At 64.7% G+C, this 15,960-nt stretch carries 16 protein-coding genes; 9 read left to right on the forward strand and 7 right to left on the reverse strand.

Translation table 11 applies throughout. The features are described from left to right. The coding region (locus GGQ59_RS13555; RefSeq protein WP_183819563.1) for a hypothetical protein at positions 1-466 on the reverse strand (466 nt) is incomplete at its 3' end. A 325-nt stretch (positions 467-791) separates the two neighbouring features. After that, positions 792-956 carry a hypothetical protein gene (locus GGQ59_RS13560; RefSeq protein WP_183819565.1) on the reverse strand — a complete coding sequence of 55 codons (165 nt, stop codon included), beginning with the start codon at positions 954-956 and terminating at the stop codon, positions 792-794. 1,699 nt (positions 957-2,655) lie between these two features. On the opposite strand from GGQ59_RS13560, the gene GGQ59_RS13565 reads away from it, so the two are divergent. Continuing rightward, positions 2,656-2,979 carry a hypothetical protein gene (locus tag GGQ59_RS13565; protein WP_183819567.1) on the forward strand — a complete coding sequence of 108 codons (324 nt, stop codon included), beginning with the start codon at positions 2,656-2,658 and terminating at the stop codon, positions 2,977-2,979. A 785-nt stretch (positions 2,980-3,764) separates the two neighbouring features. Here GGQ59_RS13565 and GGQ59_RS13570 read toward each other — a convergent pair. After that, positions 3,765-3,941: a hypothetical protein gene (locus GGQ59_RS13570; protein ID WP_183819569.1), complete on the reverse strand. Its 177-nt coding sequence runs from the start codon at positions 3,939-3,941 to the stop codon at positions 3,765-3,767. Between the two features lie 277 nt (positions 3,942-4,218). Between GGQ59_RS13570 and GGQ59_RS13575 the strand changes: the two genes are divergently transcribed. The 7 genes from GGQ59_RS13575 to GGQ59_RS13605 all read left to right on the forward strand — a co-directional run bounded on the left by GGQ59_RS13575 (position 4,219) and on the right by GGQ59_RS13605 (position 7,729). Beyond that, a complete protein-coding gene (locus tag GGQ59_RS13575) occupies positions 4,219-4,434 on the forward strand; it encodes a hypothetical protein (RefSeq protein WP_183819571.1) in 216 nt (71 codons plus the stop codon). A 174-nt stretch (positions 4,435-4,608) separates the two neighbouring features. Continuing rightward, positions 4,609-4,785: a hypothetical protein gene (locus GGQ59_RS13580; protein ID WP_183819573.1), complete on the forward strand. Its 177-nt coding sequence runs from the start codon at positions 4,609-4,611 to the stop codon at positions 4,783-4,785. 31 nt (positions 4,786-4,816) lie between these two features. After that, positions 4,817-5,098: a hypothetical protein gene (locus GGQ59_RS13585; protein ID WP_183819575.1), complete on the forward strand. Its 282-nt coding sequence runs from the start codon at positions 4,817-4,819 to the stop codon at positions 5,096-5,098. Next, positions 5,095-5,691 carry a hypothetical protein gene (locus GGQ59_RS13590; RefSeq protein ID WP_183819577.1) on the forward strand — a complete coding sequence of 199 codons (597 nt, stop codon included), beginning with the start codon at positions 5,095-5,097 and terminating at the stop codon, positions 5,689-5,691. Before GGQ59_RS13585 ends, GGQ59_RS13590 begins: the two co-directional genes overlap by 4 nt. Further along, positions 5,688-6,062, forward strand: coding sequence for a hypothetical protein (locus GGQ59_RS13595; protein WP_183819579.1), 375 nt, complete (start codon positions 5,688-5,690; stop codon positions 6,060-6,062). The genes GGQ59_RS13590 and GGQ59_RS13595 overlap by 4 nt, the downstream gene beginning before the upstream one ends. Positions 6,063-6,073: 11 nt before the next feature. Next, positions 6,074-6,817 carry a M50 family metallopeptidase gene (locus tag GGQ59_RS13600; RefSeq protein ID WP_183819581.1) on the forward strand — a complete coding sequence of 248 codons (744 nt, stop codon included), beginning with the start codon at positions 6,074-6,076 and terminating at the stop codon, positions 6,815-6,817. Between the two features lie 60 nt (positions 6,818-6,877). Then, on the forward strand, positions 6,878-7,729 hold the full coding sequence (locus tag GGQ59_RS13605; protein ID WP_183819583.1) for a nuclease-related domain-containing protein: 852 nt from the start codon (positions 6,878-6,880) through the stop codon (positions 7,727-7,729). Between the two features lie 415 nt (positions 7,730-8,144). Here the strand turns inward: GGQ59_RS13605 and GGQ59_RS13610 are convergent, their stop codons facing one another. From GGQ59_RS13610 to GGQ59_RS13620, 3 genes are all read right to left on the reverse strand, one after another. After that, the gene (locus tag GGQ59_RS13610; protein WP_183819585.1) at positions 8,145-11,000 is read right to left on the reverse strand and encodes a tetratricopeptide repeat protein; all 2,856 of its coding nucleotides are present in this window, start codon (positions 10,998-11,000) and stop codon (positions 8,145-8,147) included. Between the two features lie 283 nt (positions 11,001-11,283). After that, on the reverse strand, positions 11,284-12,033 hold the full coding sequence (locus GGQ59_RS13615) for a hypothetical protein (RefSeq protein ID WP_183819587.1): 750 nt from the start codon (positions 12,031-12,033) through the stop codon (positions 11,284-11,286). 194 nt (positions 12,034-12,227) lie between these two features. Further along, complete coding sequence (locus GGQ59_RS13620; RefSeq protein WP_183819589.1) at positions 12,228-13,361, reverse strand: endonuclease/exonuclease/phosphatase family protein; 1,134 nt, start codon at positions 13,359-13,361, stop codon at positions 12,228-12,230. A gap of 211 nt (positions 13,362-13,572) precedes the next feature. Here GGQ59_RS13620 and GGQ59_RS13625 point away from each other — a divergent pair, with 211 nt between their 5' ends. Next, complete coding sequence (locus GGQ59_RS13625; RefSeq protein WP_183819591.1) at positions 13,573-13,968, forward strand: DUF7831 domain-containing protein; 396 nt, start codon at positions 13,573-13,575, stop codon at positions 13,966-13,968. A gap of 480 nt (positions 13,969-14,448) precedes the next feature. Here the strand turns inward: GGQ59_RS13625 and GGQ59_RS13630 are convergent, their stop codons facing one another. Continuing rightward, positions 14,449-15,498: an ATP-binding protein gene (locus GGQ59_RS13630; protein ID WP_183819593.1), complete on the reverse strand. Its 1,050-nt coding sequence runs from the start codon at positions 15,496-15,498 to the stop codon at positions 14,449-14,451. Positions 15,499-15,960 lie beyond the last annotated feature (462 nt).

Genomic DNA, 15,960 nt, shown 5'->3' on the forward strand with positions numbered 1-15,960 from the left:
CTCCTTGGGCGAGGTGGTAGCCGCGGCCGATCGCGGAGAAGGTGAGGTCGATGACGGGCTGCTCGAAGAGGAGGGCAACGTCTTCCCAGCTGACGACCTCCCGACCGCCCCGCCAAACCTCCTCAACCTCCCAAACCGCCTTCGCGAGCTCTGATCGCAAGCCGCCGGGGGCCATGGCGAGCGCGAAGTATCGGAACCTGTCGATGACGAAGCGTCCCTCTAGCGGGTCGTCCTCTTCATCGTCTTTCGCTGCTTCCGGGTTCGGGCCCGCGTGCTCGCAGGCGTCCTTCGCAAAGCGACTCAGGATCGGCGACACGAGGTCGACGATGCGCGCCAGGTCGGCGTGCCGCAGCGTCGCGACGATGTGCCGACAGTAGAGCGACGTCGGGACGGGCAGACCGCCGTAGGCGTCAGTCAGTGACTGCAGCGCCGCGGCGTCCCCGTCGGGGTGAGATTGTTCGTTCATGACTTGGACCTCCGCTCCTGGCGGTGGTCCCGAACCGGGTGTTCGTAACCCTGCATAGGCACAAGGCGCCGCCGCCTTTGGGCGGTGCCTTGGACATACGCGGCGGCCACCCGGTCACGAGTGGTGACCGGTGCCTATGACGGGAGGTTACGACGCCTCACGGTCGGGACGTACCGACTGCCCGTTCTGCGTACGTCGATCCGGTGGCGGGGACAACGCCGAATGGCGCCGCGCGCTTTCGCCGAACGAGGCATAGGGGGTTCTACCCAGTCGACGAGAGTGGCGGTTCGGAACAAACTCCGCCCCTAGGTGGACCGCATCGGCGTTAGCCGAGGAACGCGTAGGCCGTGCTGAGGACGAGGAGGAAGGCACCGACCTGCAGGATCGTCGCCTGAATCGCAGCCGTCATCTCGCTGAGCTCTTTTTGGAAGCTTCGCTCGAACTTCTCGAGCTCGTCGTTGACGAATGTCTTGGTTGCGTAATCTCGCACCTGCCTAAGATCGCACGATCCTCCCGGATATGCCATTGAGCGAGGCAGCCAACCAACCAACGGGACCGGTGCGTTGCGTTCTGTGAAGTCGGGAGCAACGGGGCTGTCCGGTCGCCGTTCATTCTCCAATCAGGACGGTAGGTGGACCCTGACGGGTGTCGCTATGGGGGACTGAGAGACCCTCTTTTGGCGGCGCTGCCGCGTCAATTCGCGACTTCTCGGGGGACCGCGCGGCGGCCCGTTCGAGTTGACGGCCGTGGCCTTTTAACCGCCAACAGCGCGAGGGCTGTCCACTGTCAGAAGGACGCCGTCGGCCCCCATGCGTGACGCGCAGCTGCCCTGCCGTGAGCCGCGCAGAGGCGCCGTGAAGCGCCCTGTAATTGGTAGTCTAGGGAAGCGAGAAAAGACGCCCTGGTCGCGCCGCCACCGTTTCTTCCTCCGCCTCTCGTAAGGCGCGAAAGGGGTCCTCGTGTCGAAGTTTCCCACTACCCCCGACCGTCCGAACCTGTCGGCTTTTGTGCGCTTCGAGACCGCCAATGGGTGACCGGTGAGCAGTTCACAAAGATGATATTTTGATCTGCCGATGTCGGCTGAGACGCGCCTACCAGAAGGTTCTAAAATGCGCCGGAGGGAAACTCGCGGGACCAAGTGAAGACGTTCGCTGAGTGAGCGTTCGGCCCGCCCTTAGGTGAAGACAGCTGTCCTGCCGGCGGGCGGAATGCAGCCCCCGGTGGTTCGAGAACGTCGTTGCATGCCCACCCCTGACAGGCGGCGCCGGCGGGGGTTCAGAAGGCAGTAAACCCGATCTCTTCGGACCCGGAAGAGCCTTTCATGTGCCAATAGAGGAACGGCCGTCGAGGTAGCTTCGGCCGTCCGTTCTGAGGCGCTTGTGGGGCCCCACCTTCCTTAAAAGGGCGTGTGATAGAGACGAAGGTTCGATGATCTCCGCGAACAGTCAGGTGTCGATCCTTCGCAAAAAGAGCGGACTGCAGCCGACACTCGCGGCCGAAAGTACGGCAGCTCGCTCGAGGCTCCTGCGATCGCCGATCAGGTGACAAGCGAGCGCATCGCCGACCTCGAAGACCGCTCAGAATTCGATCGAACGTCGCCCCTCAGCAACCAGCGAATGGGTCCGGACTGCGACGTCCCAGCAAGTTCAAACCGTCCTCAGCGAGCATGGAAACCGAGTCGGTTCGGTCCCTTTTCTGTCGAGGTCTTTCGTCGCGAATTGCGAATGGGCTCGGCTCTCTTCTGAACCCTTCTTGCGGTTTAGCTGCGCCCGCAAACCGATGGAGACGGACCGCTCGACCGAATTTCCGCCCTCCGTCGACGGGCCTCGGCGGGTCCATAATGTCTCTATGCCTAGCGACCCCAAAGTTCGGACCGATTAGCAGATTAAATTACGAAGGAGGAACGCACACTTGCACTGCCTGCGGCCGAGACTCAGGTTCAATGTAAACAGATACTTACTACTGCAGAAAATTCGCGAACCTGCTGATTCCCTGAAAAACGCAAAATTTGAGGCGGTCGGAATTTCCAGCAAGCTGTTGTTCTTTCTGTGTTAAACATTTTTGATAGGTTGTATAACATTTTCTCGTCTGAATGAGCGAACTCGCGCATACAAATTCTCGCTTAAGGCGACTGTATACACGTCCGCTCTATGGAAACTCAGAACAGAGTTCGCTGGTAGGAGAGCGGTATGGCCACGACGAAGATCCTGTCAGCGCGCATTCCAGCAAGCGACCGCGACGCGCTTGCGGCGCTCGCTAGGTCTGCGGGCATGACGCTGACGGCCTACCTTCTCGCTGTCATTCAGGAGGAGGTTCGACGATCCGACGCAGCCGCTCGGCGGCGCTATGAGGCCGACATTCTGACCCGCGAGGAACCTTCGGAAGCGATCGTCAAGCTCGCCGCTGCGCTCCTCGAGAAACTCTCGCCGCTAGAAATGAGGGCGGCACTTCATGACGTTCGGCGGACCAGTTCTCGCGTAACACCGACCGGGGCAGCCGCCCCTCCGAGCTAACCCGACGGTTCCGTCGTAAGGCGATCCACGGCTGTCATGTTGACCATTCTGCCGACTCATCCCGGCGATCGAGCGGGACGGCGTCCTTCCGATTTTCAGTACGAAATCGCCTTCGTGGAGACGGTTCGAACATTCAATATCGCTCTTATCGAGGCCCACCGTCTTGTCGAAGAAGAGTCAGTGCCATCCCTTCGATGGTGAGGGCGCCGCGACCGCCGTCGCGCATCAGTATGGGGGCTTCGTGTCCGCAAAGTTGGTCAGGTCGGCAACGCCGACGAGCGCTCTCGGCCTGCGTAGTTTCCGCCGAGCTAACGGTCTTGCACAGGTCGAACAATCGTCGCGTCGTTCTGCTACCAGTGCGTTTGTTTGTGACACGGTCCGCACGAGATCCGAGACCCGCTAGGGCGGCATCGGCCAGCCGATCCCGACGCGGAAACCGCGTGGATGGGGGCGAGCGTCAACCGCGTCTACGACGCCTTTCTCGCCCTCGTGCCGGACCAGCGTGGCCTTGACTGTATACCCTACGAGGACGGGGTCGAGGACCGCGTCAGGGGGGCGAAGAGCGCTATGGCGATCGGCTTCCTGTTGCTGAAGTCCAGCCGGAAGGCGGAGGCCGTTCTGCTGCCGGAGGCGCTGCAGGGCTCGAAGCTCTTTGCGTCGGAGCACGACATGGTGCGCAGGGACCCCACGTCTCCAGCCGCTTCGACGAGGTTCGGCTTCTCGGCGGCGAACTCACCATCATCGACACGAAGCGCCGGCAGGGACGCGGACGACGCGTCTACCCCTCAGACCAGATCCAGCTCGACAGCTACGCCTACCTCCTTCGCTCGCGCGCGAACGGCCAGGCGCATCGCGTCGCGAGCCATGCCTACATCCGCTTCGTCGGCAAAGAAGGCACGAGCTTCGAACGCGTGCTCCTCTAGCCTGACGAGAAGACCATCGCGCGGCACCATCAACTTCACGCAATCCGCTCGGGCAAGGTCGACGCGCCCGGCGCGCGCTCCCAAGCTGCCTGCCGGGGCAGTAGACACCGTGAGGTCTGCAACCTTCAACCGAGAATACGATCGAGGGGGAACATCATCATGATCATCGAAGCGAACCACGTCGCGATCGCCGGGGGGCTCCTCGCCGCGGTCGGCTTCGGGGGGCGCCATAGCGCTGAACCGCGCGCTCTGGCTCCGCAGGAACGGGGCGGGCGTCGTCGTCTGGCGGACGGCGGGGCATGCCTACGCTCACCAGGTGAAGCGCCTCCTCGCGCTCCTCGCCATCCTCGCTGGGGCGGGTGTCGGGATCGGCTTCGGCCTCGTGGTAGACGGAGACCTCTACGTGGAAGCGGACTGGGCCTGGCGCTGGCTCGGCACACCCCTCGTCGTCCTCTTCACGCTCTGGGTCGTGGTGCGGGTCCGCTGGTCCGTCACGAGCGGCAAGGGCTTAGGGGAGGGCCCGCTCCTGTGACATCCCCGCCCCGCATCCGCCGCGTTCTCCTCGTCTGCAACCAGGCCGAGAACCGCAGCCGCACGGCGGCGGACATCTTCGAGCGGGACTACGAGACGCGCTGCGCCGCGATCTGGCCCGGGCTGCCCAAGACGCCCACCCCGAGACATCCGATGGGCGGACCTCTTCATCTGCATGGAGGAGCGCTACGCCCGCGAGGCGGAGCGGCGCGGGGCAGAGGTGGACCAGATGATCCTTCTCGGGATCGAGGACGACTACCTCTACGGGGCGGACGCCCTGAAGGCGCTCCTGCGGGAACGCTTCGCCGCGGCGCTCGCCGATCCCGACGACTGGCGGGCGCAGAGCGTGTGATGCGAAGCCACCTGACGATCGGACCCCAAGCATGATGACGCTCCTCGACGTGACCGACCTCCCCGGCACCGGCGAGCGGACGTGCTCCGGCTACTGGAGGCGCGACGGCGAGCTCGTCGGCTTCGCGGCGCAGCTCACGACGGCAGGCGAGGGGCCGCGCGCCGTGCGGCTCTGGACCCACGGGAGTGGGGAAGACCGCTCGGCGCTCGAGGGAGAGTTCTGGTTCGTGCTGACGCGGGAGGTTCGGCGGGGGCTGTGGGCGCGGTATGCGGTCGAGGGGACCGCCGAAGACGTTAAAGAAGCAAGCTCGTGATCAAGGCTGCGCTCTTCCTCCTCGGCACGCTCGCGCTGGGCGTCGTGCTGCAGGTGGCCGGATCGATCGGCGTCACGACCGTCATGCCGGATACGGACGGCTCGCCCCGCGTCCTCGCTGCCGTCTCGGCCGAGCGGGACGGGCTTGAAGGGCTAGGCGCTCGCCTGCCGATCGCCGCGGAGACTCGCTACGAAGAACGACGCGTCGCGGCGGCAACCTACCTCGCGCTCAGCCCGCTCCTCAACGAACCATGGTCCAGGACCAAGGGCGCTGTGAGGCGCGCCGTATGGCTATCGGCCGCGGCGGGCATCGTCCTCGCGGCGCTCCGGTTGACGACGCTCGGGATCGCGCTTCCGACGCTCGTGGCTTGCGTCTTCGCCGGGTCGCTGATCGGCACGGTGATCGTAAGGGTGCGGGGCGGGTGGGGCGGCCCGTCACCGAGCCTCTGGCGGGTCTGGTTGCCGGCGTCCGGCCTGACGATCCTGTTCCTCGCTGCGCCGGTACCGGTCGATGCCGCGAGCGGCGTGCTTCTCATCGGCGCCGCCTCGTCGATCGCGGCCATGGTCACGGTCATTCGAAGGGCCGCCCTATGAACGAGATCGGGTTCGGAGGCGGCGAGGTCTTCCTCCTCTACGTCGTGACGATCGGCGTTATAGCGCTCGGCGTCTTCCTTCTGGACTGGTACGGCCGACCTGACGGGTCGGCGGCTTCGGTGAGAGCGGGGCGGCGCAGCGTGCCGACCTGGTCGGACGCCAAGGGCAGGGTGCTGATGACGGAGGTGGGACCGACGGTCTTCACCGCCGGGGACGAGGCGGCCGTGCGGCGCCGCTTCCGGCTCGTCTTCTCGAACGTCTCCGCGCGGCAGCGCGCCGCGATCGTCAGGCGGCACATGAAGGAGCTCGGTCTGTCCGAGGTCGAAGCGATGCGGTTCGCCTGCGAGCTGCTCCGGTACGAACGGCACTGAGGAGGAGGCGAATGGTCGGCATCGATGTTGGATCTGGGACGAACCGGGCCACCGCGCGGCAGTCGCCTTCCGGGCGAGGCTGGCTTCTGGCTGCAGTCGCGGTCGTGTCGATCCTGGCGTGGCAGACAGAGACCGGCCGCCTCGCCCTCTACCCCTTCACGATCCTCGCGACGTGGTTCCACGAGATGGGGCACGGCTTGGCAGGCATGCTCACCGGCAGAACCTTTGAACGCCTCGTCATCTTCCCCAACGGATCGGGCTACGCGCTGACCGTCCGCTTCGGCGGCGAGTGGCGGCTCGCGAGCGCCTTCGTGTCCGCCGCCGGTCCTCTCGGTCCGGCCGTCGCGGGCTCGCTCCTCATCCTCGCCTCGCGCCGGATCGGGGCGACGCGGGCTTGCCTCGCCTGGCTCGGGCTCGCGCTTCTGATCTCGACGCTGATCTGGGTCCGCTCGCCGATCGGATGGGTGGTCCTTCCTGCAATGGGCGTCGGGCTCGTCCTTCTTGCGACCTACGGCAGCGCGACGTGGCAGAGGCTCGGCGTCCAGGTCGTCGGGGTCCAGGCCGGGATCAGCGCGTGGCAGCAGTTCGGCTACCTCTTCAGCTCGTCGGCCGACATCGGGGGACGGCTCTCGCGGTCCGACACGGGCGCGATCGCCGAGGCCCTGTTCCTGCCCTACTGGGTCTGGGGCGCGGCCGTCAGCGCGCTGATCGTGACCCTCCTGACGCTCAGCGCTCGACACGCCCTCCGCCCCTGACGATGCGCGAGGACGAGTGATGCGGACAGCGACGAACGCAATGGTGGAGCCGAACGAAGAATGAAACCGAAGGGGATCCTCACGGCGAGCTTCCGCCGCAGACCGACGTGGGTGTCGGTCCTGACGCTCGGCTATGCGGGCATGTTCGAGCCTGAAGTCGACCTCGACAACCGCCCCGACTACGTGCCGACGCCTCTTCGTCGACCGGGGGAGACGGTGGAGCTTGCCTGCCTCGCACGGAGCGACGCCGCGATGTTCGGTCTGGCGATTGCTCTATTCCCGGCGGTGGGCGGCGTTCTGGCTTTGTGGCTGGCCGGCTACCAGGGGTATGGGACGCTCCACTTGTGGATTGCGCTGATCCTACTCACAAGCACCGGGGCGGCGATCTACCTCTGGAACCTGAGGCGGATCGGCGCTCTCGGGCGCGGGTACTGGGCCGAGCGCCGCGTGGGCGAGTACCTGAACCGCCTCGAGCGGGACGGCGCGCGTGTCCTTCACTACCTGCAGGGCGACGGCTTCAACGTCGATCACGTCGTCATCCACAGGGCCGGGGTCTTCGCGATCGAGACGAAAGCTGCGCGGCCGCGCCGCAAAGGACGCCCCGCCGCGATCCGCTACGAGAACGACACGCTGACGATGGGCGGCACGCCGATGAAGGGCGACGCTCTGCGGCAGGCCAAAGGATCGGCCGAGTTCGTCGGGCAGCTGCTCGTCGATGTCGGCGAGCGTCCTGAAGTCCAGCCGGTCCTTCTGTGCCCGGACCGCTTCATCGGCGGGACGCCGAGGAACCCGGGCGACGTTTGGGTGCTCAATCCAAAGGCCTTCCCAAAGTGGCTTCGGCGGAAGCCGGCGGCGATGACGGACGAAGACGTCAGCAGGACCTTCCGCCTCCTCATCGCAAGGCAATCCTAGTGTTGGGTTGCAGAAGTCGATGCGACTAACGGCCGAACGCCACGTAAACGTACTGCCTCACTCGCGGCGACTGCGTAAGAGGTTGAGGCGACCATCGGCTTCGGGATCCTGCTGATTAGAGAGATGGCGCTGAGGAAAGACCGTGCTCTTTGCGGCGTGGCAGCTCGACATAGAAGAAGGGGCTTTGCGAATGTCCAGACGCATGGTCTTGTGTTCAGTCACATCGACTTATGCAGTCCGACAATCGCTCACGGCACGATAACGAATAGCAGATTTATGGGGTCTTTTGATCGGTTCGGTGCAACCAAATCCGGACGCGGAATGACGACTGGTCATCGGACAAAGAGCGAAAGCCGAACACGACGAGCGACCCCTCCTCAACCCGGATCGAGTAAGACAGAAGGTCTAGTCGATATCAAGACCGTTTCCTCTTTACGCTCTCCAAGTTGCTGCGGACATTCCTTGTAGTCGGATGTTCGTCTCCGACGGTCCGCTGACAGATGTCGAGCGCGGTCCGAAGGAGCGGCTCGGCTTCCTCGTAGCGGCCTTGAGCGATCAGGTTGGTGGCGAGGTTGTCGAAGCTCGTCGCTGTGTTGGGATGCCCTTCGCCAAAGGCCCGCTCACAGATGTCAATCGTCGTCCGGTAGAGCGGTTCGGCTTCCTCGTAACGGCCTTGAGCGTCCAGGTTGGTGGCGAGGTTGTTGTAGGTGGCAGCGGTGACAGGATGTTCCTCGCTGAGAACCTGCTGGCGGATCTCGAGCGCCACTCGGTAGAGCGGTTCGGCCTCCTGGTAGCGGCCCTGAGCCTTCAGGTTCGTGGCAAGGTTGTCGTAGCTACTGGCCGTGTTGGGATGTTCCTTGCCGAGAACCCGCTGACAGATGGCAAGCGCCCTCTGGTGGAAGGGTTCGGCCTCCCGGTAGCGGCCCTGAGCGTTCAAGTTGTTGGCGAAGGTGTCGTAGCTACTGGCCGTAAGGGGATGTTCCTCGCCAAGGACTCGCTGATAGATACCGAGCGCCTTCTGGTGGAAGGGTTCGGCCTCTCGGTAGCGGCCCTGAGCGTCCAAGTTGACAGCGAGGTTATCGCAGCTCGTCGCCGTGTCTGGATGCCCGTCGCCGAGGACTCGCTGACAGATGCCCAGCGCCCTTTGATGGAGCGGTTCGGCCTCCCGGTAGCGGCCTTGAGCGTTCAAGTTGCCGGCGAGGTTGTCGTAGCTCGTCGCCGTTTTGAGATGCTCCTCGCCTAAGGCCCGCTGACGGATCTCGAGTGCGGTCCGGTAGAGCGGTTCGGCCTCCTGGTAGCGGCTTTGCGCCCTCAGGTTTGTGGCGAGGTTATCGTAGCCCGTCGCTGTGTTGGGATGCCCCTCGCCTAAGACCCGATGACATATATCGAGCGCCTTCCGGTGGAGCGGTTCGGCTTCCTGGTAGCGGCCTTGAGCGTTCAGATTGGAAGCGACGTTGTTGTAGCTGGCAGCGGTGATGGTATCTTCCTTGCCGTAAACCCGCTGACGGATCTCAAGCGCCGTCCGGAGGAGCGGTTCGGCCTCTTGGTAGCGGCCTTGAGCGGTCAGGTTGATGGCGAGGTTGTCGTAGCTTGTCGCCGTGTCCTTATGGTCCGATCCGAAGACATCGATGCAAAGTCCAAGCGCTCCTCGCCATAAAACTTCACCGACTTGCCGAAAAAGTGCATCCCGAGCTTCTTCTCCTACGACGGCATTCAGCCATTCGACGTAGCCGTCCGCTCCCCGGCGGATCCGGATCGCAGCTGCTTCCAAAACCAACTCGCTCTCGACAGGGTTGTACGCCCGTCTATTATCCTTGTCCCGTGCACCACCCCGTTCAAGCAGGTGGTCGATCAGTCGATCTTCTGCTGCGTTCCGGTCCATGCCGAGATTAGGCGCGGTGATCTCGTCGAAGACGGCCCGATGGACCTCGGCGATCTTGCCGTGGACGGACAGCGTACCGTCTGCTCCCTGATCAACGAAGGAGACGTTGGAAAAGAATACGTAGGGATCGCCAGCGAGACCAGTCTGGAAGGACCCTACGACGAACCGCACCGTCTCGACGTCGAAGCGGCCGAGCAGGCACAGCACGCCGAAGGTCAGCTTCACGGCCTGGTTGTCGCCGTGATCTCTCAAAACCCGTTCGACGACCTCCCGCAGCTTGCTCTCGATTCCCTCAGCGCGGACACAGACCATCTCCGGCGTGACCGGGTGCCCGCGACGCGCATACTGTCGGTGAAGCCCGATCAGCGTGTCGAGCAGCACCGGATAGACCCGCTCGCCTTCGGTTTCGAGTGCCGTCGCGCTGTCGATCATGGCGGCGCGTAGGGCTTCGTCTTCGATGCCGGCTTCGCGCAGCCAGTCCTCTGCGTAGTTCCGTTCAAGGCCCGTCACGTCGTAGTGGTCGGCTTTCGAGACGGCGAGGAAGCGGGAGTTGCTCCACGGCAGGGGACCCCGCATGAAGAAGACGGCGAGGCACCGCGTGGTCTCCTCCAGCAAGGATCGAAGCGCCCGGTCCACCGGCTGCTCCTGACCGCGCGCGCTGGAAATCCCGCCGGTGAAGATGCTCTCATACTCGTCGAGCAACAGCACGACGACGAGCCGCTCATCCTCTGCGCGAAGCCGCTTCAACTCGGCCGCGAAGACCAAGATCAACTCCTCAACGAGTTTGCTCTCGTCGGCGCCCGATGCACCCTTGAGAAAGGTAGCGACGTGTTCCTGCCTCTTGCAGATCCAAGCGAGCTTGGACTTGTCCACGGTCCACTTCGATAGTTTCGTCAGGACAATGCCCAGACCTGGTATCTTGCGGACTTCCTCCTGGATGGCTTCGCGCGCGAAATCGACCCCGTCCCGCACGCCCTCGGCGATCGTGTCGCTGCTGTTCGACAGCCATGCGCGCGATAGCTTCAACGGCTGCTCGATGCCCCGGAGTTCGTTCCACACGAACGCCAGGCAGAGGTCGAAACCGGGGAAGTCGAAGCCCTGATCGGCGAGTTCATTGCGGATTGCGGCTAGCAACCGCAACGGGTCGGTACGAACGGCACTCTCGACGTTTCGATCGAAGGCGAGGTAGGCGCAGGCGACACGCCGCCCCTGGCTGTCATAGGCCTTCGCCTTCGCCAGCGCGGCAAGTTCCCGACAGAGCGCCGATTTACCTGCACCGCCCTCGCCGTGGAACACGCGCAATGCCGTGCGATCATCCGGCACCGCGTTGATAGCGCTCCTAAAGAACTCTTTCGCCTCGGCGCGATTGACAAAGATCCGCTCTTGCATGGTGGCCCCCGAACCAAGCGTTGAACGACGTTAGCTGAAATCGCCGGTCCCGCGAACTACCGAGCGATCTTGTCAGGGCGCCACTTATGTCCGCCGCAGTTTGGTAGAAGCGCGAGGTAGGCGTGAGCCGAACTCACGATCCCTGACACAAACCGTCCGTTCGCGAGAACGGTACAAATCAACCGATCGGGCCCGTTCGCGACATCCAATGTTCGTTTCGATTAAGCGGCGACGTTAACAACGGGCACGAACTCATTCCGGGAAGGACGGCGCAAGCTCGCGCTCAGTGGATGGTCGCTAACTCCGCTTGATCGCGGAACGCCGAGGCTGTGGGGGCCGGATCGGGCTCAGCATACGCCATGACCTGGGCGAGGGTTGGAGCGGTTCGGTGACGAAGGACGATGGCGGGCTCAGCTTCCCCTCGCCGACACACCTCTACCCCGCCGGGGAGTAGCGGCAGAAAGGTCGGCGTTCGATCAGGAGTATCGAGCACCTGCAGGGTAAGAAGGTCGAGGACGGAGTTCTCGTGAGGATGAGACAACTTCAGGCGCAGGGAGCACACCGCGGACTCAAGGAGTTCAGGATGTATGACGGCCGGATCCATCCATAGGTGCTGCAGAACGACCGTCGTCCCCGCAGGAGCGGGAGCATGCCGCCCCGCCGGTTCAGCGTCGGTCAGGGCTAGGATGACGTGTTCCAGCGGCAGAGGCGACGCGTCGATCGTCCAAAGAAGATCTTCCAACGTCAAGTCGTTCGAAGCGAAGGCAGAAGCAAGACATGTCAGGACGATGCGCCCTTCGAGGCGAACACGAACGCGGCTCATCTTGTACCAGAACCAAGGACCGTCGTGGTTCCGGCCGCGGGGGTGGCCGCCGATGGATAGGTAGGTTCGGCGGGCGTGCTCGAGTTCGAGGACCGCGTCCTCGCAGGAGAACGGGTGCTTTCGCCAGGCGGCGGGAAGGGTTTCGGCATCGTACTCGTAGGGGGGGGATGCGAAGGGCAGCTCAGGCACTGGAAAGCTTCGATCGGTCATTTCGTCCTCCTCTGAAGCTCGATCAGGACACCAATGCACCGTCTTCGCAAGTGGACGGGGACTACTATATCAGGTCGGTGTTCGACGTTGAACGAGAATGTATGAATATGGACTGATGGTTTTTTGGGTCTGTTGCTCCGAATACGCGTTCACTTGCCGAGGTTCTGGCCACCACAGTCGACTCTCGCGATGGTTCAGTCCCGGTCCTGGTCGGCGAGGTCGAGAACGACGGGGCAGTGGTCCGATAGCGCTTCGTAGGCGGCCGGCGGAGACGCTTCGGGGAAGCGTTCTCCGTTCCGCGCCGCGCAGATTCCGCTGACCGAAGCGAGCCGCGCCTCGCGCTCCGCCATGTCGGACGCGACGACGATCTGATCGAGCGCCCCGCACTGGCCGCGGTAGTATTCCGTGCAGGGGATGTCGGTCGGCATCAGCACGAAGCCCGGGGCTTCGTTCGCGGCGACCTTGGCGAGCGCTTCGATCTCGCTTGGGCCTTCCATGATGCCATCAGCGCCCATGGTGTTGAAGTCGCCCATGACGATGAGGTCCCGGTCGCGCTCCGCAGCGAAGAGGCGGGAGAACAGCCCTTCGAGCCGATCGTAGGCTTCCTGCCGGGTCCGGAAGTCCTTCTCGTTCCTGCCGCTGTCGAGGTGGACGGAGACGAGAGAGAAGTCCGCGCCGCCTTCGGTCAAGGATCGCACGTAGGCCGCCCGGCCGGGGCGGAGGTTGCCGGCGCAAGGGTCGGTGGGGCCGAGCGAGGCGCCGTTCATCTCCCAAGCGTCGCTTGTCCGCTCGAGGCGGACGCGATCGGCGTTGTAGAGGAAGCCCGTATGCTGCTGACCTTCGCCGCCGCAGTCCTGAAGGTCGACCCGCCAGTCGCCGCCGGCGTAGTCCGCAAGCGCGTCGGTTACGACCGCCCAGGCGACGTCCGCCGCAGCGGTCGCCTTGATCTCCTGAAGCGCGACGACGTCGGCGTCGAGGTAAGCGAGCGTGCAGGCGAGCCAGTTCAGATCGGTGCCAGCGTCCTCCCTCGGCGTTCCGTCCGGGAACCAGCGGATGTTCCACGTCGCAACGCGCAGCTCGCCGTCGCGCGGGCCGCCTTCGAAGCGCGCGCCAGAGCGCACGGCATCGTCGCATGCGGCGGGCGACGCGAAGGCGACCGACGACTGGTCGTCGGCGTCATTCCCGCCGGCGGTTCCGGAATCCGCCGAGGGCAGGGCGCTCCGAGGCGCGTCGCTGCGTGCAGCGCCGTCTGGCGAAGGCTGCGTGCAGGCAGCGAGAGCCAGGCTCATGACCGAGAAGTAGAAGCGGAGGGGGAGGCGCTGGCGCATGGTCTTGGTTTGCCGTCGTTTGGGCGTGCCAGGCAACAAGTCCCGGCGGCGGTGAAGTTGCCAGCCTCCTCCGTACGATAGCAGCTTCGACAGGGCCCGCGGAACGAACCGCGCTCGAAGCTGGTCGCGACCGGTTGCGCGTTGCTGCTGAGCCGCGGCGCAGTAGGAGGAGAGGGGGCCCGTCGGGGCGTAGCCCGACAGGGAGAGGACGATGCCGATCTTGTTTCAGAAGCGGATCTACCGCGCGGACCTGCGCGCTAACCGTCACGTCTGGTACGTGTTCGGGGACAACGAGGCCCGGACCGGTAAGGGCGGTCAGGCCCGCGAGATGCGGGACGAGCCGAACGCGATCGGCATCGCGACGAAGCGGACACCGTCGAGCGCCGATGACGCCTACTGGTCGGACGAGGACTACAGCCGCAACGTGGCATGCCTCGAGCACGACTTCCGCCCAGTGGAGGCTGCGCTTCGCCGAGGCGAGCTCGTCGTCTGGCCCCTCGACGGCATCGGCACGGACCGCGCGGACCTTGCCAACCGCGCGCCGCGGACCTTCGAGAAGCTGCAGGCGCTCCAGCGGGGCCTCCGGTCGATCGACCCGTCTCGCTAAGCGATACGGACGGCGCGGCGTGATCCGTCCAGTCCGCTCAGCGTCTGTTCACTCGGATAGGCGAACAGGGCGGAATGTGGAAACATCGTCTCTCCATCCCTCTCATTGCGGCTGGCGGGTGGCTCTTCGCGCCGGTCGCGGCGGAGGAGGTCAATGGCAGCTCGCCGTGGTTGGTGAGTCACGAGGTACAAACGCTCCTTGGCCTAGAGCGCTTGTCAGATCCATCCATCGATCCCACCGACGGCTCATGTTGCCAGGGCGGACGTCTTCTACCGAACATCGATGCCCGCTTACGGCTCCACCGAACGACGCTACCGGATGTCGAAATCCCATCTGATGTCGCTAACGGGTCTCCGAGCCTCATCGGTCGCCGGGTAAAGATGACGGCTAGCTACGAATCTTGCCGAAGGCGGAGGTTCGTGTTCGCCGAACAAGCGGCAGGCATCGGCCGGGAAAGACCCGTTCGCCCTGTCCCGCCACTCACCCCCGGGCGGGCACGTCCAGCGTGAAGCAGGTCAGTGCCTCGTCCGAGGTGACGTCCAGACGACCGCCATGCGCCTCGGCTACCTGCGCGCAGATGTAGAGGCCGAGCCCGAGACCCTGCGGGCTGGTCCTCGCCTCGCCCTTGAAGAAGGGTTGGAACAGCGTCTCTCGCGCATGGTCCGAGATCGGCTCGCCGCGGTTGCAGACGGACAGGCTCAGCCGCCCGTCGGCGTCGCCGAGCGTCACCTCAATCGGGCTCCCGCGCGTCCCGTGCGTGACCGCGTTGCCCAAGAGGTTCGAGAAGACCTGCATCACCCGGTCGCCGTCGCAGACAGGCGCCCCGCCGAGGTCCATATCGAGTTCGATCCGCGCGTCCGGATAGGCCTGCTCGATCTCCTCGATCACGTGCCGGACGCGCGCATCGAGGTCGGCGCAAGGTTCCCTGTCCAGGCCGAGCCCGTCGCCTAAGCGGACGCGCGCGAAGTCCATCATGTTGCCGATCAGCTCCTCCATGCGGACCGTGCTGGCTCGCATCTGGCGCAGGACGTCGTGGGAACGTGGACCGTCCGCCTCCTTCGCGAGGAGCCGGATGCCCGCCACGACGGCGCCAAGGGGGTTGCGCAGGTCGTGGCCAAGCACGGCGAGGAGTTGCTCGCGCAGGTCCGCCTCCTCGCGCTGGTCGGTGATGGTCTGCTCGCGCACCTTGTCCTCGGTCACGTCGCGCGCCGATGCGTAGATGTGCTCGCCCTCGGGGACGGCGACCCAGGACAGCCAGCGGTGGCCGCCGTCCTTGGTCCGGTAGCGGTTCTCGAAGCGGCGCACCGGCTCACCGGACAGGGTCCGCGCGAAGGCGGCGTGCGTCGGCTCGACGTCGTCTGAGTGCAAGAAGGAGCTGAAGGGCTGACCGACGATCTCCTCTGGCGACCAGCCGAGCGTCGGCGTCCAGCTCGGGTTGACTGCAACGAAGCGGCGCTCCCGGTCGACGATGCACATGAGGTCCGGCGTCACCCGCCACGTGCGGGTCGCGACGTGCTCCTCGTCCAACACACGTGCCTCCCCTCGGCTCACCTTAGAGGCGACCACCGCCCTCGCGCCCCTGTGATGTTTAGCCTACCGCTTCCCCGGCGGCAAACGAACGCCCGGAGGACGGACAGCATCGGTCATCGGCTGCTCGGCTACGGGAAAGGAAGAAGCCCGTTCGGTAGAGCCGGCTGCGATGAGAGTTCCTCGCCGAAGTAGGATGTTACTTCGCGACGCCGCTTTGCACGGAATGGCCCATTAGCGACATTTGGTGTTCATTCGGATCGATCGGGGGGATCGACAGCCGGACCGGGATCTGCTGGCCGGCTGCGGTATCCGAGGAACGCGTTCATAGAGCTAGATAAAGAAGGAGAACCGGCATGGGGCCATTGTCATGGATCGCTGCTGGCGCGTTGTCGGCAGCATGTCTCTTCCAGTCCGCGGCGGCAGAGGCCGTCGACTGTCGCACGTTGAACGACGCCCCGGGCG

It is taken from the genome of Parvularcula dongshanensis (genome assembly GCF_014199615.1).
Taxonomy (GTDB): Bacteria; Pseudomonadota; Alphaproteobacteria; order Caulobacterales; family Parvularculaceae; genus Parvularcula; species Parvularcula dongshanensis.

Bases quoted from the DNA above. Each gene is read 5' to 3' on its own strand.
- GGQ59_RS13615 (WP_183819587.1), bottom strand. From the start codon at position 12,033: ATGACCGATCGAAGCTTTCCAGTGCCTGAGCTGCCCTTCGCATCCCCC.
- GGQ59_RS13600 (WP_183819581.1), top strand. From the start codon at position 6,074: ATGGTCGGCATCGATGTTGGATCTGGGACGAACCGGGCCACCGCGCGG.
- GGQ59_RS13620 (WP_183819589.1), bottom strand. From the start codon at position 13,361: ATGCGCCAGCGCCTCCCCCTCCGCTTCTACTTCTCGGTCATGAGCCTG.
- GGQ59_RS13565 (WP_183819567.1), top strand. From the start codon at position 2,656: ATGGCCACGACGAAGATCCTGTCAGCGCGCATTCCAGCAAGCGACCGC.
- GGQ59_RS13605 (WP_183819583.1), top strand. From the start codon at position 6,878: ATGAAACCGAAGGGGATCCTCACGGCGAGCTTCCGCCGCAGACCGACG.
- GGQ59_RS13610 (WP_183819585.1), bottom strand. From the start codon at position 11,000: ATGCAAGAGCGGATCTTTGTCAATCGCGCCGAGGCGAAAGAGTTCTTT.
- GGQ59_RS13595 (WP_183819579.1), top strand. From the start codon at position 5,688: ATGAACGAGATCGGGTTCGGAGGCGGCGAGGTCTTCCTCCTCTACGTC.
- GGQ59_RS13585 (WP_183819575.1), top strand. From the start codon at position 4,817: ATGATGACGCTCCTCGACGTGACCGACCTCCCCGGCACCGGCGAGCGG.
- GGQ59_RS13625 (WP_183819591.1), top strand. From the start codon at position 13,573: ATGCCGATCTTGTTTCAGAAGCGGATCTACCGCGCGGACCTGCGCGCT.
- GGQ59_RS13580 (WP_183819573.1), top strand. From the start codon at position 4,609: ATGGAGGAGCGCTACGCCCGCGAGGCGGAGCGGCGCGGGGCAGAGGTG.